The sequence below is a fragment of the Bradyrhizobium sp. CAR08 genome, from assembly GCF_052871955.1.
This window is the reverse complement of record NZ_JBIXJX010000011.1, coordinates 105,248-129,479: the sequence shown is the minus strand read 5'-3', so window position 1 is coordinate 129,479 and position 24,232 is coordinate 105,248. Positions and strand designations below refer to the sequence as shown.

Sequence of the window (24,232 nt, the reverse complement as noted above, 5' to 3'; positions counted from 1 at the left end):
CCATGATCCTCGACCTTGCGCGCCTTCTGCTCTTCCCGGCCCTGATGGCGTTTGCCGCCGCAAGCGATCTCTTCACGATGACGATCTCCAACCGCGTATCGCTGGCGCTGGTCGCCGGCTTTTTCGCGCTCGCTCTCGCCGGTGGCATGGCACCTTACGAGATGCTGGGCCATGTCGGCGCCGGCGCGCTCGTCCTAGTCGTGGCCTTCACCTGTTTTGCGATGGGCTGGGTCGGTGGCGGCGATGCCAAGGTGGCGGCCTCCGTCGCGCTTTGGTTCGGGTTCGCACAGCTGATGAACTTCCTGCTCTACGCCTCGCTGTTCGGCGGGGCGCTGACGCTGCTCCTGCTCCAGTTCCGGCAGTGGCCGCTGCCTTACGGGCTCGCTGGCCAGACCTGGCTCGCGCGGCTGCACGCCAAGGACAGCGGCATTCCCTACGGCATCGCGCTCGCACTGAGCGCGCTGATGGTCTACCCGGAGACCGAATGGGTGAAGGCGATCGACCTCGCTCACCTCGCATTGCGCTGAACGCATCGGGTAAACCCGGCGTTAAGGCGATTTAGATACGCCTCATTAACCATGCTTTGACGAATAGCTGGTCAACTGCCGATTACGGCGGCGTCAGCGTCGCGGCGTTTGTTGGAAAGTGAAGCGTATGAATAGGGCACGCATTGTCGTCCTGACGGTCGCCATCTGCGCCGGCGGTGTCGCCGCGTATCTGGCGAGCGGCTCGGACAATTCTGCACCGCCTCCTGCTCCGGTCGCGCAGCTTCCCACCGTCGACGTCCTGGTCGCGAAAAACGACATCGGCCTCGGCCAGACCGTCAAGCCGGAAGACGTGCAATGGCAGACCTGGCCGTCCGCGACCGCCAGCGCCACCTTCATCCGCCGCAACGAGCGCCCCGAGGGGGTAACCCAGGTCACCGGCTCGATCGCACGATCTCCCTTCATCCAGGGCGAGCCGATCCGGGACCAGAAGCTGGTCAAGGCCGAAGGCTCCGGCTTCATGGCGGCAATCCTGCCCACCGGCATGCGGGCGATCTCGACCGAGATCTCGCCGGAAACCGGCGCAGGCGGCTTCATCCTGCCCAACGACCGCGTCGACGTGCTTTTGACGCGCCGTCTCAAGAACCCGGACCAGAGCAGCGGCGCTCCCGATGTCGTCACGTCCGAGATCATCCTGGCCAATATCCGCGTCCTGGCCATCGACCAGGCTCCCAAGGAGAAGGACGGCCAGAACGCGGTGGTCGGCAAGACCGTCACTCTCGAACTCAATCCTGCGCAGACTGCGACGCTCTCCTCCGCACGCCAGAGCGGCACGCTGTCGCTGGCGCTGCGCAGCATCGTCGATGTCAAGCTGAGCGAGATCACGCTCGATGACTCCGCACAGAAGCGCGAGGGCATTTCAATCATTCGGTACGGTATCCCAAGCTCGACGGCGAAGGCACGATGAGGACTGTCGACATGAAATGCAGGGCGAATTTGGCGACGATGCGAACCCCGGTGGTCCGCGCCCTGTCGTTTTCGGCCGCCGTCGCGCTCGCGCTCAACCCGGTGCTCACCCCTGTGGTCGCCGCCGACTATCGCCCTGTGGCGCAGGCTGCGGCCGACGGTCAGATGAACGCGCGATTCCTCTCGCTCGGCATCGGCAAGTCGATCGTGATCGACCTTCCGCGCGACATCAAGGACGTGCTTGTCGCCGATCCGAAGATCGCCAACGCGGTCGTCCGCTCGGCGCAGCGTGCCTACATCATTGGCGCCTCGATCGGGCAGACCAACATCGTGTTCTTCGATTCCGCCGGCCAGCAGATCGCGGCCTATGACATCGCGGTCAAGCGCGACCTCAACGGCGTGCGGGCCGCGCTGAAGCAGGTCCTGCCGAACTCAGACATCCAGATCGACGGGCTAGGCGACGGCATCATCTTGACCGGCTCGGCCGCGAATCCGGCCGAAGCCCAGCAGGCCAACGACCTCGCCGTGCGCCTCGCCGGCGGCCCCGAGAAGGTCGTGAACTCGATCGTGGTCCGCGGCCGCGATCAGGTCATGCTCAAGGTGACGGTCGCGGAAGTGCAGCGCAGCATCGTCAAGCAGCTCGGAATCGACCTCACCGCCAACCTCAGCTACGGCACCTCGGTCGTCAGCTTCAGCAACTCCAATCCGTTCACGGCTCTTGGCCACAACCTCGTCGACGGCAATAACCTGACCACGAAGTTCGGCGCGGCCCCGTCGGTGCAGGCCACGCTGCGTGCGATGGAGACCGCGGGCGTGATCCGGACGCTGGCCGAACCGAACCTGACCGCGATCTCCGGTGAATCGGCAACGTTCATTGCCGGCGGTGAATTTCCGGTGCCTGCGGGCTATGCGTGCGACCCCACCACGCACGTCTGTACCACCCAGATCAGCTTCAAGAAGTTCGGCATCTCGCTCAACTTCACCCCCGTCGTTCTCACGGAGGGCAAGATCAGCCTGCGGGTAATGACCGAGGTGTCCGAGCTCTCGAACGAAAACGCGATCACGCTGTCCCAGGCCGTGACCTCGACCTCGGTCAACTCGCTCACGGTGCCCTCGATCAAGACCCGCCGCGCAGAAACCTCGCTGGAAATTCCCTCAGGCGGCGCGATGGCGATGGCTGGCCTGATCCAGCAGCAGACCAAGCAAGCGGTCAGCGGACTGCCAGGTCTGATGCAGCTCCCGGTCCTCGGCACGCTGTTCCGTAGCCGCGACTTCGTCAACAACGCGACCGAGCTGGTCGTGATCGTGACGCCCTACATCGTTCGCGCAGTTGCGCAAAAGGACCTGTCGCGGCCGGATGATGGCTTCTCCGCACCGGCTGATCCGCAGGCCGAACTGCTCGGCAACATCAACCGCATCTACGGCGTGCCCGGCCGGACCGAACCGGCCAAGAACTACCGCGGCACCTACGGCTTCATCACCGACTGAGGCGGAACGGGGACTTCATGAAGATCACTAGACCACCCCAGATTCGCAGGCGCGCCATCCACCTCGGCGGCGCGCTCGTCGGCATGGCGCTCGCCCTAGGCGGCTGCCAGCATGACGAAGCGGTCACGGCCTCCATTCCCGACGACTACAAGCAGCGCCATCCGATCGCGATCGAGGAGCAGAATCGTTCCATCGTCGTCTTCGTCGGCCATGCCCGCGGCGGCTTGACCGCCGCCCAGCGCGCCGACGTGATGGGCGTCGCGTCGGCCTGGATGCACGAAGGCACCGGCGCGATCCGGATCGACGTACCGTCCGGCACGCCCAACGCGCGTCCGGTCGCGGACACCATGCGCGAAATCCAGGCAATGCTGTCGGCGGCGGGCGTTCCGCCGCGCGGCATCAACGCCCGCTCTTACACGCCGGACGACAAGCGATTCCTGCCGCCGATCCGCCTCACCTATTCCAAGATCGCCGCAGTCGCGGGTCCCTGCGGCCTGTGGCCGGAAGATATCGGCCCTTCGATGAAGAACAAGAGCTGGTTCGAGAACAAGGACTACTACAATTACGGCTGCGCCTATCAGCGCAACCTCGCAGCGATGGTCGACAATCCGTCGGATCTCGAGCAGCCGCGGCCCGAAACGCCGTCCTACACGCCGCGGCGGACCGCCGCGTTCGAGAAGTATCGCAAGGGAATGCCGACGGCGGTCGCCTATCCTGAGGCCGACAAGGCCAAACTCAGCGACACCGGCAGATGATCAGCTACGCTCGCCAGCCCCAAGAAGATCAGTCCGAGGCATCGCTCCCACCGGTCGAGGAGCATATTGCGCCGGCGCCCCGCGTTTCCGTCCAGGCTTTCTGCGAGACCGTGGAAACGGCGGCCGCCGTGCAGTCAGCCGGCGAAGATCGCCGTCTCGGCAAGGCCCATCTGAAGATCCAGATGGGCGGAATGGCGGCTGCGGTGGAAGCCTACCGCTCGGCCCCCACGCCGAACGTGATCGTGCTCGAAAGCGACGGCCGCAACGACCTCCTGGGCGGGCTCGACCATCTCGCGACCGTCTGCGATGCCGGCACCCGCGTGGTCGTGATCGGCCGCATCAACGACGTCACGCTCTACCGCGAGCTGGTCCGCCGCGGCGTCAGCGACTACGTGCTCGCGCCGGTCGGCGCGATCGACGTCGTGCGCTCGATCTGCAACCTGTTCTCGGCGCCGGAAGCCAAGGCCGTCGGCCGCATTATCGCCGTGGTCGGGGCCAAGGGCGGCGTCGGCGCATCAACCATCTCCCACAATGTCGCCTGGGCGATCGCCCGCGATCTCGCGATGGACGCGGTCGTCGCCGACCTCGACCTCGCCTTCGGCACGGCCGGACTCGACTACAACCAGGATCCACCGCAGGGCATTGCCGACGCCGTATTCTCACCCGATCGCGTCGACACCGCCTTCGTCGACCGCCTTCTGTCGAAATGCACCGACCACCTCAGTCTGCTGGCGGCGCCGGCGACGCTCGACCGGGTCTACGATTTCGGCGCCGACGCCTTCGATTCCGTGTTCGACACGTTGCGCTCCACGATGCCCTGCATCGTCCTCGACGTTCCGCACCAATGGTCGGGCTGGACGAAACGCGCCCTGATCGGAGCGGACGACATCCTGATCGTGGCGGCGCCCGACCTCGCCAATTTGCGCAACACCAAGAACCTGTTCGATCTCCTGAAGGCCGCGCGCCCCAACGACCGGCCGCCGCTCTACTGCCTGAACCAGGTCGGCGTGCCGAAACGGCCCGAAATCGCCGCGGCGGAGTTCGCCAAGGCGATCGAGAGCCAGCCGGTCGTCTCGATTCCGTTCGAGCCGCAGATCTTCGGCTCGGCGGCCAATAACGGCCAGATGATCGCGGAGATCTCGGCCAACCATAAGTCGATCGAGATGTTCCTTCAGATCGCCCAGCGCCTGACCGGCCGCAGCGAAACGAAGAAGCAAAAGTCGTCCCTGCTTTCACCCCTGATTGACAAGTTGCGGGGAAAATAGGTCGCCGCATGGAGTTTTTAAGTGTTCGGTAAGCGTAGCGGAACAGACGCCGACGCCCGGGCCCCGAAGCCCGGTGCCGTGTCGCCAGAGCCTGCCCAGGCTTCGGCGCCCGCCATGTCGCGCGTGCCGCCGCCGCCGGCAATCTCCTCGCCGCCGCTCGCCCCGGCGAAGCCTGCGCCGACCATGGAAGCCCGCCGCTCGGACAATTATTACGAGGTCAAGGCGACCATCTTCGGCGCGCTGATCGAGGCCATCGACCTCGCCCAGCTTGCCAAGCTCGATTCGGAGTCCGCGCGCGAGGAAATCCGGGACATCGTCAACGAGATCATCGCGATCAAGAACATCGTGATGTCGATCGCCGAGCAGGAAGAGCTGCTCGACGACATCTGCAACGACGTCCTCGGCTACGGTCCGCTGGAGCCGCTGTTGTCGCGCGACGACATCGCCGACATTATGGTCAACGGCGCCGACACCGTCTACATCGAGGTCGCCGGCAAGATCCAACGCACCGGTATCCGCTTCCGCGACAATCAGCAGCTCCTCAACATCTGCCAGCGTATCGTCAGCCAGGTCGGCCGGCGCGTCGACGAATCCTCGCCGATCTGCGACGCCCGCCTGGCCGACGGCTCCCGCGTCAACGCCATCGTGCCCCCGCTGTCAATCGACGGCCCCACGCTCACGATCCGCAAGTTCAAGAAGGACAAGCTGACGCTCGATCAGCTCGTCAAGTTCGGCGCAATCTCGCCGGAAGGCGCGGAAATCCTCCAGATCATCGGCCGCGTCCGCTGCAACGTGCTGATCTCCGGCGGTACCGGCTCGGGCAAGACCACGTTGCTCAACTGCCTGACCAACTACATCGAGCACGACGAGCGCGTCATCACCTGCGAGGACGCCGCCGAACTCCAGCTCCAGCAGCCGCACGTGGTGCGACTGGAAACCCGCCCGCCCAACATCGAGGGCGAGGGCCAGGTCACCATGCGCGAGCTGGTGCGCAACTGCCTGCGTATGCGTCCCGAGCGCATCATCGTCGGCGAAGTCCGCGGACCCGAGGCGTTCGACCTGCTCCAGGCCATGAACACCGGCCATGACGGCTCGATGGGCACGCTGCACGCCAACAATCCGCGCGAGGCGCTATCGCGCTGCGAATCCATGATCACGATGGGCGGCTTCTCCCTGCCTTCACGCACCATCCGCGAGATGATCTGCGCCTCGATCGACGTCATCGTCCAGGCCGCGCGCCTGCGCGACGGTTCACGCCGCATCACCCACATCACCGAAGTGATGGGCATGGAAGGCGACACCATCATCACCCAGGACGTGTTCCTCTACGACATGGTCGGCGAGGACGCCAACGGCAAGATCATCGGCCGGCACCGGTCGACCGGAATCGGCCGCCCGAAATTCTGGGAACGCGCCCGCTATTACGGCGAAGAGAAGCGCCTTGCCGCGGCGCTCGACGCGGCGGAAGTGGCGCCCACGACGTGAGCAGGTCAACGCAGCCATGAACATGCAAGTCCTTGCCCTCGCCTTCCTTGCCACCGCCACCGTCGGCGGCCTCGCCTGGGTCTTCCTTTATCCAATGCTGTCCGGGGAACGGAAGGCCGAGAGCCGCCGCGCCTCGATCTCGCGGGCCGAGGCGCCCACGGCCCGCGCCGCCGAGAAGACGCAGCGCTCGCGCCGCGAGCAGGTCGAAACCTCGCTCAAGGATCTCGAGGCGCGGCGCCAGCAGGAGAAGAGCGTACCGCTCAGTGTCCGCCTGTCGCAGGCCGGCCTCGATTGGGCGCCGCAGAAATTCTGGATCGTGTCCGCCGTCGTGGCGGGCGTGCTGTTCGCAGTCGCCTTGTTCATCGGCGGCGGCCTGCTCGGTGCCGCCGGCTTCGCGTTTGCCGGCGGCCTCGGTCTGCCCCGCTGGGCGCTCGGCTTCCTGAAGAAGCGCCGTGAAAACAAGTTCCTGGCCGCCTTGCCCGATGCCGTCGACGTCATCGTCCGCGGCATCAAGGCGGGCCTGCCGCTGTTCGAATCGATCAAGGTGGTCGCCGCCGACGCGCCAGAGCCGCTGCGCTCCGAGTTTCTGTCCATCATCGAGACGCAGGCGATCGGCATGCCGCTCGGCGAGGCCTGCACGCGGCTCTACGATCGCATGCCGCTGCCCGAGGCCAATTTCTTCGGCATCGTCATCTCCATCCAGCAGAAATCGGGCGGCAACCTCTCCGAAGCGCTCGGCAACCTTTCCAAGGTGCTGCGCGACCGCAAGAAGATGAAAGAGAAGATCCAGGCGATGTCGATGGAAGCCAAGGCCTCGGCCGGCATCATCGGCTCGCTGCCGCCGATCGTGATGTTCCTCGTCTACCTCACAACGCCAGGATACATCTCGATGCTTTGGACTCATCCCACCGGCCAGCTCATGCTGGTCGGCTGTGTTGTCTGGATGTCGATCGGCATCATGGTGATGAAGAAGATGATCAATTTCGACTTCTGATGGTGTCTTATGGTAGAGTTCCTCGTTGCGAAACTTCACGACGTCCACTTCATGACGATGCTGCTGGCGGCCATTGCCGCCAGCGCCACCGTCTATACGCTGGTGATGCCGCTGTTCGCCGGCGAGGGCCTTTCCAAGCGCATGAAGGCGGTGGCGAACGAACGTGAGCGCATCCGGCAGCGCGAGCGCGAGCGCCTCCACAAGAGTGAAAAAGTCTCGCTGCGCCAGACGCCGAAGCAGCTCGTCTCGAAGGTCGTCGATGACTTCAACCTGACCAAATGGCTCGCGCAGGAAGCTGCGCGGGACAAGCTCATCATGGCCGGCTATCGAGGCCAGGCGCCCTACATCACCTTCCTGTTTGCCCGCCTGGTTGCCCCGATCGTGCTGTTCGTCGGTTCGGTCGTCTACGTGTTCCTGATCGCGCATATGCAGCAGTCCATGCCGATCAAGATCGGCATCTGCGTCGGTGCGGCCTATCTCGGACTCCAGGCGCCGATGCTGTTCCTCAGGAACGCGATCTCCAAGCGCCAACTCTCGATCAAGCGCGCCTTTCCCGATGCGCTCGACCTGCTCCTGATCTGCATCGAATCCGGCATGTCGGTCGAGATGGCGTTCCGGAAGGTCGCGGTCGAAATCGTGGGCCAGTCGATCGCGCTATCGGAGGAGTTCACCCTGACCACGGCCGAGCTGTCGTATTTGCAGGATCGCAAGGTCGCCTACGAGAACCTCGCGCGGCGCACCGGGCTCGAGGGCGTCAAGTCGGTATGTCTCGCGCTCCAGCAGGCGGAGCGTTACGGCACCCCGCTCGGCCAATCCTTGCGGGTGATGGCGCAGGAAAACCGCGACATGCGCATGAACGAAGCCGAGAAAAAGGCCGCGGCACTGCCGCCGAAGCTGACGGTACCGATGATCCTGTTCTTCCTGCCGGTGCTGTTCGTCGTCATCCTTGGACCGACTGGCATCAAGGTCACCGAGATGCAATGACCTTAGACGTGGACCGCGTACGGTCCGAGGATGCCTTCAAGATTGGAAGATCAAGATCGGAAGATCACGTCTGATCAGTCGGGCAGGCCGAGCGAGGCGACCGGCGTCCGCTTCGGCGCACCACGCCGGACGTCGCTGCGGGTCAACATTTCCTTGAGATAGGCGACATTGGCCGTAGCCTGGTCCGGCGGCAGGTCCGCCTTCACAATAGTCTCGGCTTCGGCGAAGCGGCCCTGGAGACCGACGACAAGACCGAGATTCTGCCGCACCCGCGCGCTTGCGTGCGGCGAGGCATAGGCTTGGCGCAGCGCGTCTTCGGCCTTCGGCAGATCTCTCGACAACATGTAGGACAGGCCGAGATTGGAGAGCACGCCGGGATCGCCAGGCGCGATCTTGAGCGCACTCGCATAGTAGGAGCGCGCTTCCTCGTGACGCCCCATCTGATCGAGCGCGGTACCCTGCACCGAGAGCAGGCGCCAATCCGGGTTATCGGGCGAATGCGCCTTCGACAGCACGTCGAAGGCTTGCTGGAAATTGCCGTTGTCGGAGAGCGCGCGGCCGTATTGGGCCATCAGCGCCTTGTTGCCGGGATTGGCGATGGTCGCCTGCTCGAGCACGGCGGCAGCCTGGGCGCGCTGGCCGTTGGCGCGCAGGGCCTGGCCGTAGGCGAGCGCCGCGTCGGCGTCCTTGGGATTGGCACGATAGCGCTCGCCATAGACTTCAGCAGCGCGCGCGGGATCGGTGGGAGCGGCTTCCGCCCGCGGCCCGACCGAGCCCGTGACGTCGGAGAGTTTCGACATCGCCGTGCAGCCGCCGAGACCCATGGCCACCGCTGCGACCAGCGAGGTGGACGCAAGAAGCCGGGCAAGACTTAACCGTTCACGACTGAACCGTTGACGCATGACGCTTTGACTCTCGAGCCGATTGATCGAGCCGAACGCGCCAGCAATAGACTGTTAACCCTAACGGCCGGTTAATGCTCCCGGCCCGGGCCCGTCACTGCGGCGCCTGCGGCGGCACCTCGCCGCCGAGACCCGCATCGAGGCCGAGCGCCTTCGCCTGCTCGTTCAGGTCCCGCAGCAATTGCAGTCGTTGCCGCGTCTCGATCGCGACATCGATGCCCGGACGCACGACCCTCGGCAATTCGCGTCGAAGATCGTCACGATTGACCAGACGCCTCGCGCGGAGCTCGTCGAGCTGAACGTCGTCGATGCCGAGCACATTTGCAGATTGCTCGATCAGTCGGCGCAGTAGTGACGTCACCGCGGCCTCGACATCATGCTTGCGTGCGGATCTCGAGAACTTGCTTTCCAGATCGGCCCAGACATGAGAGGTCACGAGATAGACGTGGAGCAAATTGGCCCAATCCACCTCGTCGTCGGCATAGAAGGCGCGGCGCAGCAGGAGCCGGCGCGCGAATGCTGCGACCTGATTCCGTTTCAGCGTGGTGCATGCGTCGATCTCGATGCCCGATTGGACGGCCGGATCTCGGGAAAAATCCCGTCCGGCCGGCAGTCTGACGACGCCGTGCGGCAGGTTGGAATCGAGCGGCCTGAAGACACCATCCTTGCGCGGACGTGAGTAGCGGGCGATCGCGAAGCGATACTCTGTGCGGCCGCCATGGGACATCGGGTCGGACATCGGGCCGAAATGGATGACGTTGAAGCCGGCATCGTCACCGGCCTGCCCGGTCGATGACGACAGGACAGGACGTAGATCGTGCGCCAGAATGCTTCAGCGCTCTCGCTCGACGTGGCGCGCGGATCGGGAATCGAATAACGCGTCAGCCCTTCGACATGCCGGTGTCCGTGCAGGACCAGATCGACATTGAGCGATGTCGCCGCTTCGAGGAAGGTCGCGGGCGCGGCGAGATACATCAGCGGCTCGTCGGGCACGCCGAGAAACCGCTTTCCTTCTCCGGTCGCCTGCGGCAGTGGATGATGGTGCAGCGCCAGCACGCGCACGAGGTTTTCCACCGGCTCGGCATAATCGGCGCGGCCGCCCGACCCGAGGCTGCCCGCGAGCTTGACGCTCAGCCGCGCGGAATCCGAAACCATGGCGCTATAGGCGCTCTGGTCGACGTTGCCGCTCACGAGCGTCGTGAGGCTCGCGCGGTTGGAATCCAGCAGCACCAGATCGAGGCCGGCCTGACGGTAGTAGACGCTCTTCGAGGTCCGCGGCAAATGCAGGTAATCATAAACATCGTGGCGACCTGCACGCTGGCTCGGTCGCTTGACGTCGTGATTGCCGGCAATTGCCTGGATGTCGGTGAACAGCCCGGTCTGCCGGAAGGACGCAATGACGGCGATCGCTTCGTCGAGCGCAGGCGGCGCCGGGTCGTCCACGATATCGCCGGTGATCAGCAGGATGCGATCGGGAACATCCGCGAAGTCCGCCATCCTCTCGCGAATTGCGGCATTGAGCGTCTCGATGGTCGCAAGCAGTCGACCAGACCCGTCCAGATGCAGGTCGGAAATCTGTACGATGACGAACGATCTATCCATTTTGCGTCGCTTATTTGCGAATGCCGCGCCGCGCAAACGATGAGAGAAATGCCTTCGACGATCAGGTTCAGTCCGGTATCAATCAGCCCGGGCCATGATGAGCCGGGTAAGAATTGACCCCATCCCCTGTTGTTGCACTCCGTGCAGAACCGTACGACACAATCTAAAATATTGGGCAATAATGCCACAACCGCAGCGCTAGTAAAGCCCTGCGGCCGCTCGCGTGGATCGTGTCCTCGGCATGAGACGGGGCTCGCCCGATGATGGTTTCGCTCACCCGATCAATATTCGATAGCGAGCCTCTTGCGAATTTCATCAATGCGCTTGTCCAATGCATCGAACCGCGCGTGAACGGAGCGGTCGTGGAGATAGAAGACGTAACCGCCGGCAAGGAACGCGAATATCCAATGATGATGCTCGACATAGCCAAAAATCGCCTCGACCGCCTGCCCGATGAAGGTGACCACGCTCCACACAAATTCCATTGCATTTCCTCCCGGCCGGCTTTGTCGTCGGCCGCCGGAGATCTGCACACCTGACGGCCGTTGCCGGAACCTAGCATGGCCCCTTTGCTGCGAGTAGCGGACCGCCGAACGGTGGCAGCAAAGCTGATTGCGGCGGCGGCAAAACTCTGCGAAATCTCGTCCGTTCGTATGACCCGCTCGATCTGACGATCCGGACCCGCCAATGCCTTCTGTCTTCGAGACGTCGCCTACCGCCATCCCGATCACCTTCGTCACCAAGTCGAGCTGGGATCAGGTCGCCGAGGGGCTACCGGCGGCGCAACGCCAGTTCGCCACCGCGAGCGCCTTCACCGCAAAGCCGGGCGGCTATCTCGCGCTGCCCGCGCCCGATGGCGCGATCGCGCAAGTGCTGTTCGGGCTCGAGGACGAGGGTGCAAAATCGCGCGACCTGTTCCGACCGGGCGCCCTGCCCGGCCTCCTGCCGCCGGGCATCTATCGCTTCGCCAATGCACCGCAGGATGCACGGCTCGCCGCACTCGCCTTCGCGCTCGGCAGCTACCGCTTCGCCCGGTACCGCAAGGCCGGTCGCCCCGAGGTCAGCCTCGTTCCCCCCGACGGCGTCGACGCGACCGACATCAACCGCATGGCGGACGCCGCAATGCTGGCGCGCGACCTCATCAACACGCCGGCCAACGACATGGGGCCGGAGGAGCTGGCCGCAGCCGCGCAGGATCTCGCCGCCGAATTCGGCGCGAGCTTTGCCTGCACCATCGGTGACGACTTGAAGACGAATTTTCCGCTGATCCACGCCGTCGGCATGGCATCTAGCCGCGCGCCGCGGCTGATCGACATCGGCTGGGGCGACCCGGCTCATCCCAAGGTGACGCTGGTCGGCAAGGGCGTCTGCTTCGACACCGGCGGGCTCGACTTGAAGCCTTCGAGCGGCATGCTGATCATGAAGAAGGACATGGGCGGCGCCGCCAACGTGCTGGCGCTGGCGCGCATGGTGATGGATGCGAAGCTGAAGGTGCGACTGCGCGTGCTGATTCCGGCCGTGGAGAACGCGGTCGCGGGCAATGCCTTCCGCCCGCTCGACATCTTCACCTCGCGCAAGGGCATCACGGTCGAGATCGGCAATACGGACGCGGAGGGGCGACTGGTGCTCGCCGACGCGCTGGCGCTTGCGGACGAGGAAAAGCCGGACCTGCTGATCGATCTCGGCACGTTGACGGGAGCGGCACGCGTCGCGCTGGGGCCGGATTTACCGCCCTTTTACACCAATGATGAGACGCTTGCCGCCGACGTCGCACGATGCGCGGCGAGGGAGAACGATCCGTTGTGGCGCATGCCACTGTGGCCGCCTTACGATGCGTGGCTGGACTCCAAGACCGCCACCATCACCAACGCACCATCAGGCGGCTTTGCCGGCTCGATCATCTGCGCGCTGTTCCTGCAACGCTTCGTCGAACAGGCCAGGAGCTGGCTGCATGTCGACATCTACGGCTGGACGCCGTCGGCGAAGCCCGCACGCCCCGAGGGCGGCGAGTGCCAGGCCGCGCGCGCGATCTACACATTGCTGAGCGAGCGCTATGCGTGATCCAGAACACGATCTAAGCCACGATCCAAGTCACGATCCAAGATACGATCCAAGGCTGACACCGTCGCGCGGCGACATCGCCGCGAAATACCTCGAAAGCAAGGTGCAGGCGGATCGTTTCGTCACGGGCGAGGAATTCGAGATCATCGAGGCGATCGCGCCCGTGCGCGAGCAGCCGTCGTCGAACGCGATGCTAATGACACAAGCGTTGCGCGGCGAGGGCGTCACGGTTTACGACCGCAACGGCGAAGGCTGGGCATGGGGTCAACTTTCAGGTGACGGCTATGTGGGCTGGCTGCCGGACGCAGCGCTCATGAAGCCCGCGGCCGCGCCGACCCATATGGTCAGTGCTTTACGAACCTTTGCCTTCCCCGGTCCCTCGATCAAGCTGCCGCCAGCAGACACGCTGGTGATGGGATCGAAGATCGCGGTTGCACGCGAGGACGGCAGCTTCGCCGTGACACGCGACGGACACTATCTGCCGAAGGCCCATCTCGCCCCGCTTGGTCATTGCGAGCCGGATTTCGTCGCAGTCGCCGAGCGTTTCGTCGGCACGCCCTATCTCTGGGGTGGCAAGAGCAGCCTTGGCGTCGATTGCTCCGGCCTGGTCCAGATGTCGCTGACATCGGCGGGCATCGGCTGCCCGCGCGACAGCGACATGCAGCAGGCCGGCCTCGGCCGCGCGCTGGAGCCCCATGAGCAAAGCGGCTTGCTGCGCGGCGATCTCATTTTCTGGAAAGGTCATGTCGCCATCGTCCGCGATGGCAGCACCATGGTTCACGCCAATGCGCATCACATGGCAACGGTGATCGAGCCGATCGAGCCGGCAATCGCAAGGATCAAGCAAGCCGGCAGCGAGGTCGCCGCGATCAAGCGGCTCTGACGGAGGCTACGTCGCCGCGGACCCGTTCTCCGCCGTCTCCAGCCGGAACGCCGCCGCAAACAGCGCGCGCGTGTAATCCGTCTTCGGGTTCTTGAAGAGCTCGGCGGCCTGGCCTTCCTCGACCACCTTGCCGCCACGCATCACGATCAGATGGCTGGCGAGCGAGGCGACGACGCGCAGATCGTGCGAGATGAACATGTAAGTGAGATCGCGCCGGCGCTGCAATTCACGCAGCAGATCGACCATCTGCGCCTGAATCAGCATGTCGAGCGCACTGGTCGGCTCGTCCAGGACGACGAAATCCGGCTCCAGCACCACCGCCCGCGCGATGCTGATGCGCTGGCGCTGGCCGCCGGAGAATTCATGCGGATAACGGTGGCGAGTATCCGGTTTCAGTCCGACGTCCTCGAGCGCCTTGACGACACGCTCCTCCCGCTCGCCTCGCGAGAGCTGCGGCTGATGCACGGTGAGGCCTTCGGCGACGATGTCGGCGACCGACATGCGCGGGCTGAGCGAGCCGAACGGATCCTGGAACACGATCTGCATGTCGCGCCGGAACGGCCGCATCTCCTTGAAGCGCAGGCCCTGGATATCTTTTCCCAGGAACACAATGCGTCCGTTCGAGGAGATCAGCCGCAGCAATGCGAGCCCCAGCGTGGTCTTGCCCGAGCCGGACTCGCCGACAACGCCGAGCGTCTCGCCCTTGCGCACGGCGATGCTGACGCCGTCGACCGCCTTGATGTGGCCGACCGTCTTGCGCATCAGCCCCCGCTTGATCGGGAACCAGACCTTCAGGTCGTCGGCTGACATCACCACCGGGGCATCCGGCTGCGGCGGCGCCGGATCCGGCTTCGGCTCCGCGGCGAGCAGGTCGCGCGTATAGGGATGCTTCGGGGTCTTGAAGACCTGCTCGACCGGCCCCTGCTCGACGATCTCGCCCCCCTTCATGACGCAGACCTGGTCGGCGACGCGGCGCACGATGCCGAGATCGTGGGTGATGAAGAGCAAGCTCATGCCGAGCCGGCCGCGGATCTCTGCGAGCAGCGTCAGGATCTGCGCCTGCACGGTAACGTCGAGCGCCGTGGTCGGCTCGTCCGCGATCAGGAGGTCCGGCTCGTTGGCGAGCGCCATCGCGATCATCACGCGCTGGCGCTGGCCGCCGGAGAGCTGGTGCGGATAGCTCTTCAGCCGCGTTTCAGGCTCGGGAATGCCGACCTGCGTGAGCAATTCCAGCGTCCGCCTGCGCGCCTCGGCATTGCTGGTCGGATTGTGCAGCTGAATGATCTCGCCGATCTGCGCCTCGATCGTATGCAGCGGGTTGAGCGAGGTCATCGGCTCCTGGAAGATGATCGAGATGTCGCTGCCGCGAATCTCCCGCATCTCCTGCTCCGACCGGTCGATCAGTTCCTGGCCCTTGAAGTGGATGCTGCCCGAGGGATGCGAGGCATTTGGATAGGGCAAGAGCTTGAGAATCGAGAGCGCGCTGACCGACTTGCCGGAGCCGGACTCGCCGACCAGCGCCAGGCACTCGCCGCGCTTGATCTGGAACGAGACCTTGTCGACCGCGAGCGTGGTGGCGCCCCCCTGGTGGAAGGCCACCGAGAGGTCGCGCACGCTGAGCAAAGGCTGGTTGATCGCGTCCATTGGCTTACCTGAACGTCTTGCGCGGATCGAATGCGTCGCGCACGGCCTCGCCGATGAAGATCAAAAGCGACAGCATGATCGCGACCGAGAAGAAGCCGGAAAAACCGAGCCACGGCGCCTGCACGTTGGACTTGCCCTGCGACAGCAACTCGCCGAGCGACGGCGAGCCGGGCGGCAGTCCGAACCCCAGGAAATCGAGCGCCGTCAGCGTCATCACCGAACTCGACACGATGAACGGCAGGAACGTCATCGTCGCGACCATCGCGTTCGGCAACAGATGCCGGAACATGATGACCTTGTTCGACACGCCGAGCGCCCGCGCCGCCTGGATATACTCGAAATTGCGCCCGCGCAGGAATTCCGCGCGCACGAGTCCGACCAGCGACACCCAGGAAAATAACAACAGGATGCCGAGAAGCACGAAGAAGCCGGGCACCAGCACCGACGACAAGATCAGCAGCAGATAGAGCGAAGGGATCGCAGTCCATATCTCGATGAAACGCTGGAACAACAGGTCGATCCAGCCGCCGAAATAGCCCTGCACCGCGCCGGCCGCGATGCCGACGATGGAGGAGACGATGGTCAGGCAGAGGCCGAACAGCACTGAGATGCGGAAGCCGTAGATCAGCCGCGCCACCACGTCGCGGCCCTGATCGTCGGTGCCGAGCCAGTTGTATTCGAGATCGCGGCAGCTCTTGAGGCCTTTCTTCTCGACGACGGGCTTGCACTGCGCTTCCGTCAACATCCAGGTCGGCCGCGACGGCGCCGGCGTCGGCAGATCGAGATTGTGGGTGTCGTAGGAATAGCGGATCAGCGGCCAGACGATGCTGCCGCCCTTGTCCCTGATCAGCTTCTGCAAATAGGGATCGCGATAGTCGGCCGCGGTTTCGAAGTCGCCGCCGAAAGTGGTTTCCGAATAGGTGACGACGGACGGCCAATAAAGGTGGCCGTCATATTTGATCAGGAACGGCCGATCATTGGCGATCAGCTCGGCGAACAGCGACACCACAAATAGGATCAGGAAGATCCAGAACGACCAATAGCCGCGCCGGTTCGCCTTGAAATTCTGCCAGCGGCGCCTGTTGAGCGGCGACGGCACGAACGGTTTGCGCGTGATCGGCACGGCACTGCCGAGCGGTGACTTCGCAGTGGTTTCGATCGGCGTGGTGGGGGCGGCCAGCGTCATCAGACCTCCCGCGCCTCGAAATCGATTCGCGGATCGATCCACATATAGGTCAGGTCAGAGATCAGGTTGATCACGAGGCCGACGAGCGAAAAGATGAAGAGCGTGCCGAACACCACGGGGTAATCGCGGTTGAGAACGCTCTCGAAACTGAGCAGTCCCAGTCCGTCCAGCGAGAAGATGGTCTCGATCAGAAGCGAGCCCGAGAAGAAGGCGTGAATGAAGGTCGAGGGAAAGCCGGCGATGACGATCAGCATCGCGTTGCGAAAGACGTGACCGTAAAGCACCCGATTCTCGCTGCAGCCCTTCGCGCGCGCGGTCATCACGTATTGTTTGCGGATCTCGTCCAGAAACGAGTTCTTGGTCAGGAACGTCATGGTGGTGAACGCACCGAGCCCCATGGCGATCAGCGGCAGCGTCAAATGCCAGAAGTAATCGATGATCTTCCAATACCACGGAAACTGCGACCAGCCGTCTGACGTCAGTCCGCGCAGCGGGAACCAGTTGAAGAACGAACCGCCGGCAAACAGGATGATCAGGAGGATCGCGAATAGAAAGCCGGGAATCGCGTAGCCAAGTACGAGCACGCTCGACGTCCAGGTGTCGAAGCGCGTCCCGTCCCTGACCGCCTTACGGATGCCGAGCGGAATCGAGATCAGGTAGGTCAGCAGCGTCAGCCAGATGCCGAGCGAGATCGAGACCGGCAACTTCTCCTTGACGAGCTGCAGGACGCTGACGTCGCGAAAATAGCTCTTGCCGAAATCGAAGCGGGCGAAATTCCAGACCATCAGCGCGAAGCGCTCCGGCGCCGGCTTGTCGAAGCCGAACTGCACTTCCAGCTTCTTGATGAAATCGGGATCGAGGCCTTGCGCGCCGCGATACTTCGAGTTGATGGCGTCGCCGCCGGCCCCCAACTGCCCCGGGGCGCGCTGCGCAAAGTCGCCGCCGCCCGAAATGCGCGAGGTCCCGCCGGTGTCCGCGCCCGAGAGCTGCGCGATCACGCGCTCGACCGGGCCGCCCGGCGCGAACTGCACGACGATGAAGGAGACGAAGAGGATCCCGAGCAAGGTCGGGATCATCAGCAGGATGCGGCGGGCGATGTAGGCGCTCATGGCTGCTTCGCCTGCTCGAGCCTGGCGGCCTTGCCGCCATCGTACCACCAGATGTCGGGAGCGCCGACGCCGTTGGCATAACGCGGCGGCTTCTGCGGATGACCGAATTGGTCCCAATAAGCAAGCCGGTGCGTCTTGTTGAACCAGTGCGGCACCCAATAACGGCCGGCGCGGAACAGGCGATCGAAGGCGCGGCAGGCGACGGTCAATTCCTCGCGGCTGTCGGCCGCCATGATCTTCTCGATCATGGCATCGATGGCCGGATTGGCGACGCCTGCAAGATTGTACGAGCCCTTCGTTGCCGCGACCTGCGACGAGAAGAACGAGCGCATGGCGTCGCCCGGCGTTGCCGACATGCTGAAGCGCTGGGTCGTCATATCGAAGTCGAAATCTTCCTGGCGTACCTTGTATTGCACGGCGTCGACGAGGCGCACGCTCGCTTCGATGCCAAGCGTCGCGAGATTCTTGATGTAGGGCCCATGGTGCGGCTGGAACGAAGGCTCGTCCAACAGAAATTCGATCCTGAAGATCTCGCCGTTCGGCAGCATCCTCTTGCCGTCCTTGATCGGCAGGCCGGCCTCGCTCAGCAATCGCTGCGCCCTGCGCAACAGGCTGCGATCCTGCCCGGAGCCGTCGGAGACGGGCGGCGTGAACGGTGCGGCGAACACCTCGTCCGGAACCTGGCCGCGAAACGGCTCCAGCAGCTTCAGCTCTTCCGGCGGCGGAGGCCCATCGCTCGCCATGAGGTCCGAGTTCTGAAATGGCGATACCGTGCGGGCATAAGCACCGTACATGATGGTCTTGTTGGTCCACTCGAAGTCGAAGGCGTCGATCAGTGCCTCACGCACGCGAGGATCCCTGAATTTTTCGCGCCGCGTGTTGATGAACCATCCTTGCGCGCCGGACGGCGTGTCGTCGGGCACGACCTCCATCTTGACGCGACCCTCCTTGACCGCGGGGAAGTCATAGCGGGTCGCCCAGATACGAGCGGTGAACTCTTCGCGGTAGAGATAGTTCTTGCCGGTGAAACCTTCAAAAGCGACATCGCGGTCGCGGTAGAATTCGTAGCGCACGACGTCGAAATTGTAGCTGCCACGACAGGGGGGCAGGTCGGCAGCCCACCAATCCTTGACGCGTTCGTATTCGATGTAGCGGTTGACCTCGAACTTGCCGACCTTGTACGGGCCCGAGCCCAACGGGATATCGAGCGATGTTTCGTCGAAAGCGCGAGAGGCATAATATGCTTTCGAGAAGATCGGCAGACTCGCCACATAGAGCGGCACGTCACGCGCGCGTCCCTTGGCAAAGGTGACGACCAGCGTCGCATCGTCAACGGCTTCCGCGCTGACCATGTCGCGCATCTGCACGATGATCAGCGGATGCCCCTTGGCCTTCAGCGACGTCAGCGAAAACGCCGCGTCGTGAGCGGTAAGCTTGGTGCCGTCATGGAATTTCGCCTCTGGCCGCATGGTGAAGCGATAGACCAGCCTGTCTGCCGATATATTTACAGACCTGGCGGCAAGCCCGTACATCCCGTCCGGTTCGTCATTGGCTCGCACCATCAGCGGCGCAAAAGTCATGTCCATGCCCTGCGCGCCATCGCCTTTGAGGATGAAGGCATTGAGCGAGTTGAAGGTCTGGTAGGACTGGTTGTACGCGCGCACCGACGGGATAAGCGAGAAGGTGCCGCCCTTCGGCGCGTCGACATTGACGTAGTCGAAGTGATGGAAGTCGGCGGGATATTTGAGGTCGCCGAAGGCCGACATGCCGTGGGCCTCTGCAGGCATCTCGGACGCTGTCGCGCCCCGGAGCCAGGCGGCGCTGAACGCGCCACCGGCACCCAAGGCCAGCACATGCCGGCGTGAAAGCTGCGCCATGCGAGAAATGCCCTTCACGACTTCTTTGCGATCCGCGCCGCCTTGTCCGCGTCGTACCACCAAATGAACGGGAAGCCGGACTGACCGTATTTGGGTAATTCCGCCGGCCGGCCGAACCGATCCCAGCGCGCGGTGCGCACCTTCGTATAAGTCCACTGCGGTACGACGTAGTGATTCCACAGCAGCACGCGGTCGAGTGCCTTGGTTGCCGCGACGAGATCGTCGCGACCCTTGGCGTAGATCACCCGCTCGATCAGCTTGTCGACCGCCGGATTCTTGATGCCGGTGATGTTGCGTGAACCGGCGATGTCAGCCGTCTTCGAGGACCAGAATTCGCGCTGCTCGTTACCCGGCGACTGCGACTCGCCCCAGGAGTTAGTGACGATGTCGAAATCCCACTCGCGCGTCCTGTTCTCGTACTGAGTGGGATCCACCGTCCGCACGCTGACAGCAATGCCGAGCCGTTCCAGCGACGGCTTGTAGAACAGCGTGATCCGCTCGAAGTTTGGATCCGAGTTCAGCAATTCAACGGAGAACTGGGCGCCGGTCTTGACGTCGATCAGCTTGCGCTCGCGCACCTCGTAGCCAGCTTCCTTGAACAGGCGCAGCGCCTCGCGCAGATTGTCGCGAACGGCTTCCGGACTGCCGCCGACCGGGTTCGTGTAGGCCGTGGTGAAGACTTCGGGCGGGACCTCGGCGCGGACTGTCTCGAGGATCTCGAGCTCCTTGCCCTGCGGCAACCCGGTCGCCATCAGCTCATCGATGCCGTCGAAATAACTGCTGATGCGCTTGTACTGGCCGTAGAAGATCTGCTTGTTCATCTCCTCAAAGTCGAACGCGTAATTGAGCGCGCGTCGCACGCGCGGATCCTTAAACTTGGCGCGGCGCAGGTTCGGCACGAAGGCCTGCATGACGCCCGAGCTGCGATTGGCGAACTCCTCGAGGATCACGCGTTTTTCGGTGACGGCCGGGAAATCGTAGGCTGTCGCCCAGTTCTTCGCGCTGTTCTCGGTGCGCCAATCGACCTGATCGGCCTTGAATGCCTCAATCGCCACGGTGGCGTCGCGGAAATACTCATAGCGCAGCTCGTCGAAATTATTGCGGCCCACATTGGCGGCGAGGTCGCGCCCCCAGTAATCCTTGACGCGCTCCAGCGCGATCGACCGCCCGGCAACGAATTCCTTGACCCGATAGGGGCCGGAACCTAGAGGCACTTCAAGCGTGGTGGCGGAGACATCGCGCTTGCGGCCCTGCGCATCCGTGCCCTCCCACCAATGCTTCGGCAGGACCGTGAGCTGCCCGACGATCTGCGGCAGTTCGCGGTTGCCCGGCGCGTCGAACACGAATTTTACCTCGCGCTCGCCGACCTTCTCGGCTTTCGTCACATGGCTGTAATAGGCCGAGTACTGCGGGTGGTGCTTCTTGAAGGAATCGAGCGAGAAGATCACGTCATCCGCGGTTACCGGCTTGCCGTCGTGCCATTTGGCTTGCGGCCGCAAGCGGTAAGTCACGAAGGAGAAATCATCCGGATGGCTGACGGCCTCGGCCAGCGCGCCGTACTCGGTCGAGACTTCGTCAAGCGAGGCCGTCGTGAGGGATTCGTAGATGAACGCCACGGCACCGGCGACTTGCCCCTTCACACCGGAGACGACGATGTTGAAATTGTCGAATGTGCCGACGGCGATCTGGCGCGCGACGCCGCCCTTGGGCGCTTCCGGATTGACGTAGTCGAAGCGCTTGAAATCCGCCGGGTATTTGATCTGTCCGAACAGCGACAGCGCGTGCCGCCAGGTGGGCTCGTTGGCGGATTGCGCGTGTGCCACGCCGACGCCGGAAAGGCCCCCTACGGAACCAAGGGCGGGGAGCGTTGCGGCAGCAGTGCCGGTGAGCAGGAGATCGCGTCGGGTAAGGGCCAAATCAACATTCCTGTCTTGAAGGAGGCTACTCCTTTAAGTTCCCAATATAGGCGAGGTTTCGACGGAATATGTTGCTTTTTCCTCATCTTGGAGGGCCAGCTGGCCGATCGCTGCGGCCAAACGCCCGATAACAACGCCGCGAGGCCCGGATAAGCAAACGGCCAGGCTTTTCAGCCTGGCCGCGTACTAAGATCGAAGTCGATAGGCCTTACTTCGCCGCGGTCGGCAGCGGCTTCGGGCTGTCGGAGAGACTGTTCAGGTAAGCGATCACGTCGGCACGCTCGCTATCCTTCGGGATGCCAGCAAAGCCCATCGCGGTGCCCGGGACAGCTGCCTTGGGATTCGCGATGAACTTGTTGAGCGCATCGAAGTCCCAGGTGCCGCCCTTGGCCTTCATCGCGGCCGAGAAGTTGAAGCCGCCGCGGCCCTCGCCAACATGGTCGCCGACGACGCCATAGAGGTTCGGACCGACACGGTTCGGGCCGCCCTTCTCGAAGGTGTGGCAAGCGCCGCACTTCTTGGCAGCGGCGGCGCCCTTCTCGACCGAGGCGGTCTGGAGCAGCTTTTCGATCGGCTCGGCAGCCGCGGCGGCAGCGCCGCCTTCCTTGCCGTGGCCGGCGTCTTCCTTCACGGCGATCTCGAAGCCCGGCTTCTCCGGCATCTTGGGCGAGAACAGCGCACTGGCGGTGAAGCTCGTCACCAGCAGAAGGAGACAGGTGCCGAGCACGGCACCGAGAATCTTGTTCAGTTCGAAAGAGTCCATTTCCGGCCAGGCCCCACACCGCAAGAAGGATCGAGCGGCCCAGTGCGGCCGCCAGGACGAGCCTCGGAGAATCAACGTTCCTTACTGTTTCCCCGAGTTTTGCCATTGAGATATCGGTTTGCCCGGGGTCTGGCAACCCGTATAAGCGAGCGGGCTTCACCCCCGTCCCCACCCCATTTCCCGGCGCGGAAAACGCCCCGTTTCCAGGCCCTTGAACCGATGATCGATCCCCGCATCCTGGTGCTGATTCCGGCCCGCATGGCCGCCACCCGCCTGCCCGGCAAGCCGCTAGCCGATATCGCGGGGCAGCCGATGATCGTGCACGTGATGCGCCGTGCCGAAGCGGCCGGGATAGGCCGGGTCGCGGTCGCAACCGACACCGCGGAGATCGCATCCGTCGTGACCGCCCATGGTGGCGAGGCCGTGATGACCCGCCCGGAGCATCCGTCCGGCTCCGACCGCATCCACGAGGCCATGCAGAAGCTCGATCCGGACGGCAAAGCCGAGATCGTGGTCAATCTGCAGGGCGATTTCCCGACCATCACGATCGACAACATCCGCGAGGTGTTGCCGCCGCTGCAAGACCCCGCCGTGGATATCGCAACGCTGGCGTCGCAGATCCACACCGAGGAGGAGGACCTCGCGCCGAGCGTCGTGAAGGCGATCGGAACCTCGCTCGGCGGCAGACGCATGCGCGCACTTTATTTCACCCGCGCAACCGCGCCGACCGGCGACGGACCGCGCTACCACCATATCGGTCTCTATGCCTATCGCCGTGCCGCGCTGGAGCGCTACGTCCGGCTTCCGCCGTCGCCGCTGGAATTGCAGGAGAAGCTCGAGCAGCTCCGGGCGCTCGAGGCCGGAATGCGCATCGACTTCACCATTGTCGATACCGTGCCCCGCGGGGTCGACACGCCGGCGGACCTGGAAACCGCCCGCAGCATCCTTTCCAAATCCTGAGCCGCTGTTACAAGGCCGAGCATGAGCAAGCTGAAAATCGCATTCCAGGGCGAGCCTGGGGCCAATTCGCACATCGCCATCGTCGAGGCCTATCCCGACGCCGAGCCGATGCCCTGCGCCACCTTCGAGGACGCCTTGTCGGCGATCTCGTCGGGCGAAGCCGATCTCGGCATGATTCCGATCGAGAATTCGGTCGCAGGCCGCGTCGCCGACATCCATCATTTGCTGCCGGCCTCCGGCCTCTTCATCATCGGCGAATGGTTTCTGCCGGTCCGGCATCAGCTGATGGCGGTGAAGGGGACCAGGCTCGAGGACATCAAGAGCGTCGAGAGCCACGTGCACGCGCTCGGCCAATGCCGGCGCATCATTCGCAAGCTTGGCATCAAGCCAATCGTGCACGCCGACACCGCCGGCAGCGCCCGCGACATTTCCGAGCGTAACGACAAGTCCGTCGCCGCGATCGCCTCGCGCCTCGCCGCGCAGATCTACGGCCTCGACATCCTCGCGGAGGACATCGAGGACGAGGCCCACAACACCACGCGCTTCGTGGTGCTCGCGCGCGAACCGAAATGGGCCGCACAGGGCTCCGGTCCGTTGGTCACGACTTTTGTGTTCCGGGTGCGCAATTTGCCCGCCGCGCTCTACAAGGCGCTCGGTGGCTTTGCCACCAACGGCGTCAACATGACCAAGCTCGAGAGCTATATGGTCGACGGCAATTTCTTCGCCACGCAGTTTTATGCCGACGTCGACGGCCACCCCGAGGACAAGGGCCTCGCTTTCGCGATCGAGGAGCTGAAATTCTTCTCACGCGAATTCCGCATCGTTGGCGTGTATCCGGGGCACCCGTTCCGCGCGACGATGGAATAGATTCGTGTCCCGGACGCGCGAAGCGCGAGCCGGAGCACCA

Annotated in this window: 22 protein-coding genes; 12 read left to right on the top strand and 10 right to left on the bottom strand. The window is 63.9% G+C overall.

What is annotated here, in order from left to right; translation table 11 throughout:
* The first annotated feature begins 2 nt into the window (after window positions 1–2).
* From ACIPUD_RS23385 to ACIPUD_RS23350, 8 genes are all read left to right on the top strand, one after another.
* Window positions 3–527, top strand: coding sequence for an A24 family peptidase (locus ACIPUD_RS23385; RefSeq protein ID WP_018454679.1), 525 nt, complete (start codon window positions 3–5; stop codon window positions 525–527).
* 127 nt (window positions 528–654) lie between these two features.
* On the top strand, window positions 655–1,452 hold the full coding sequence (gene cpaB / locus ACIPUD_RS23380; RefSeq protein ID WP_018454680.1) for a Flp pilus assembly protein CpaB: 798 nt from the start codon (window positions 655–657) through the stop codon (window positions 1,450–1,452).
* Between the two features lie 11 nt (window positions 1,453–1,463).
* The gene (locus ACIPUD_RS23375; RefSeq protein ID WP_026232792.1) at window positions 1,464–2,939 is read left to right on the top strand and encodes a type II and III secretion system protein family protein; all 1,476 of its coding nucleotides are present in this window, start codon (window positions 1,464–1,466) and stop codon (window positions 2,937–2,939) included.
* A gap of 17 nt (window positions 2,940–2,956) precedes the next feature.
* Window positions 2,957–3,694 (top strand): CpaD family pilus assembly protein, encoded by a 738-nt coding sequence (locus ACIPUD_RS23370; RefSeq protein WP_018454682.1) that lies wholly within the window; start codon window positions 2,957–2,959, stop codon window positions 3,692–3,694.
* A complete protein-coding gene (locus ACIPUD_RS23365) occupies window positions 3,691–4,959 on the top strand; it encodes an AAA family ATPase (RefSeq protein WP_018454683.1) in 1,269 nt (422 codons plus the stop codon). Before ACIPUD_RS23370 ends, ACIPUD_RS23365 begins: the two co-directional genes overlap by 4 nt.
* Window positions 4,960–4,980: 21 nt before the next feature.
* Window positions 4,981–6,444 (top strand): CpaF family protein, encoded by a 1,464-nt coding sequence (locus ACIPUD_RS23360; protein ID WP_026232793.1) that lies wholly within the window; start codon window positions 4,981–4,983, stop codon window positions 6,442–6,444.
* Between the two features lie 16 nt (window positions 6,445–6,460).
* A complete protein-coding gene (locus ACIPUD_RS23355; protein ID WP_026232794.1) occupies window positions 6,461–7,438 on the top strand; it encodes a type II secretion system F family protein in 978 nt (325 codons plus the stop codon).
* 9 nt (window positions 7,439–7,447) lie between these two features.
* Window positions 7,448–8,422, top strand: a complete 975-nt coding sequence (locus tag ACIPUD_RS23350; RefSeq protein WP_018454686.1) for a type II secretion system F family protein — start codon at window positions 7,448–7,450, stop codon at window positions 8,420–8,422.
* Window positions 8,423–8,496: 74 nt separating this feature from the next.
* Here ACIPUD_RS23350 and ACIPUD_RS23345 read toward each other — a convergent pair whose 3' ends face one another.
* From ACIPUD_RS23345 to ACIPUD_RS23330, 4 genes are all read right to left on the bottom strand, one after another.
* Window positions 8,497–9,324: a tetratricopeptide repeat protein gene (locus ACIPUD_RS23345; RefSeq protein ID WP_026232795.1), complete on the bottom strand. Its 828-nt coding sequence runs from the start codon at window positions 9,322–9,324 to the stop codon at window positions 8,497–8,499.
* 94 nt (window positions 9,325–9,418) lie between these two features.
* Window positions 9,419–9,793, bottom strand: a complete 375-nt coding sequence (locus tag ACIPUD_RS23340; RefSeq protein ID WP_018454688.1) for a hypothetical protein — start codon at window positions 9,791–9,793, stop codon at window positions 9,419–9,421.
* A gap of 68 nt (window positions 9,794–9,861) precedes the next feature.
* Window positions 9,862–10,926 carry a metallophosphoesterase family protein gene (locus tag ACIPUD_RS23335; RefSeq protein ID WP_446481626.1) on the bottom strand — a complete coding sequence of 355 codons (1,065 nt, stop codon included), beginning with the start codon at window positions 10,924–10,926 and terminating at the stop codon, window positions 9,862–9,864.
* A gap of 281 nt (window positions 10,927–11,207) precedes the next feature.
* On the bottom strand, window positions 11,208–11,411 hold the full coding sequence (locus ACIPUD_RS23330) for a hypothetical protein (protein WP_018454690.1): 204 nt from the start codon (window positions 11,409–11,411) through the stop codon (window positions 11,208–11,210).
* 202 nt (window positions 11,412–11,613) lie between these two features.
* On the opposite strand from ACIPUD_RS23330, the gene ACIPUD_RS23325 reads away from it, so the two are divergent.
* Window positions 11,614–12,987, top strand: coding sequence for a leucyl aminopeptidase family protein (locus ACIPUD_RS23325; RefSeq protein WP_446481625.1), 1,374 nt, complete (start codon window positions 11,614–11,616; stop codon window positions 12,985–12,987).
* Complete coding sequence (locus ACIPUD_RS23320) at window positions 12,980–13,870, top strand: C40 family peptidase (protein ID WP_446481624.1); 891 nt, start codon at window positions 12,980–12,982, stop codon at window positions 13,868–13,870. Before ACIPUD_RS23325 ends, ACIPUD_RS23320 begins: the two co-directional genes overlap by 8 nt.
* Window positions 13,871–13,876: 6 nt before the next feature.
* Here ACIPUD_RS23320 and ACIPUD_RS23315 read toward each other — a convergent pair whose 3' ends face one another.
* The 6 genes from ACIPUD_RS23315 to ACIPUD_RS23290 all read right to left on the bottom strand — a co-directional run bounded on the left by ACIPUD_RS23315 (window position 13,877) and on the right by ACIPUD_RS23290 (window position 22,365).
* Window positions 13,877–15,514, bottom strand: coding sequence for an ABC transporter ATP-binding protein (locus ACIPUD_RS23315; RefSeq protein ID WP_446481623.1), 1,638 nt, complete (start codon window positions 15,512–15,514; stop codon window positions 13,877–13,879).
* Between the two features lie 4 nt (window positions 15,515–15,518).
* Window positions 15,519–16,700 carry an ABC transporter permease gene (locus tag ACIPUD_RS23310; protein WP_018454694.1) on the bottom strand — a complete coding sequence of 394 codons (1,182 nt, stop codon included), beginning with the start codon at window positions 16,698–16,700 and terminating at the stop codon, window positions 15,519–15,521.
* Window positions 16,700–17,809, bottom strand: coding sequence for a microcin C ABC transporter permease YejB (locus ACIPUD_RS23305; protein WP_018454695.1), 1,110 nt, complete (start codon window positions 17,807–17,809; stop codon window positions 16,700–16,702). Before ACIPUD_RS23305 ends, ACIPUD_RS23310 begins: the two co-directional genes overlap by 1 nt.
* On the bottom strand, window positions 17,806–19,686 hold the full coding sequence (locus ACIPUD_RS23300) for an extracellular solute-binding protein (protein ID WP_085361625.1): 1,881 nt from the start codon (window positions 19,684–19,686) through the stop codon (window positions 17,806–17,808). Before ACIPUD_RS23300 ends, ACIPUD_RS23305 begins: the two co-directional genes overlap by 4 nt.
* 14 nt (window positions 19,687–19,700) lie before the next feature.
* Entirely contained in the window at window positions 19,701–21,602 is a 1,902-nt protein-coding gene (locus ACIPUD_RS23295) for an extracellular solute-binding protein (protein ID WP_446481622.1), read from the bottom strand.
* Window positions 21,603–21,810: 208 nt separating this feature from the next.
* Entirely contained in the window at window positions 21,811–22,365 is a 555-nt protein-coding gene (locus tag ACIPUD_RS23290; protein WP_018454698.1) for a c-type cytochrome, read from the bottom strand.
* Window positions 22,366–22,584: 219 nt separating this feature from the next.
* Here ACIPUD_RS23290 and ACIPUD_RS23285 point away from each other — a divergent pair, with 219 nt between their 5' ends.
* A complete protein-coding gene (locus tag ACIPUD_RS23285; RefSeq protein WP_018454699.1) occupies window positions 22,585–23,325 on the top strand; it encodes a 3-deoxy-manno-octulosonate cytidylyltransferase in 741 nt (246 codons plus the stop codon).
* A 21-nt stretch (window positions 23,326–23,346) separates the two neighbouring features.
* A complete protein-coding gene (locus tag ACIPUD_RS23280) occupies window positions 23,347–24,192 on the top strand; it encodes a prephenate dehydratase (protein ID WP_085351723.1) in 846 nt (281 codons plus the stop codon).
* The last annotated feature ends 40 nt before the right edge of the window (window positions 24,193–24,232 follow it).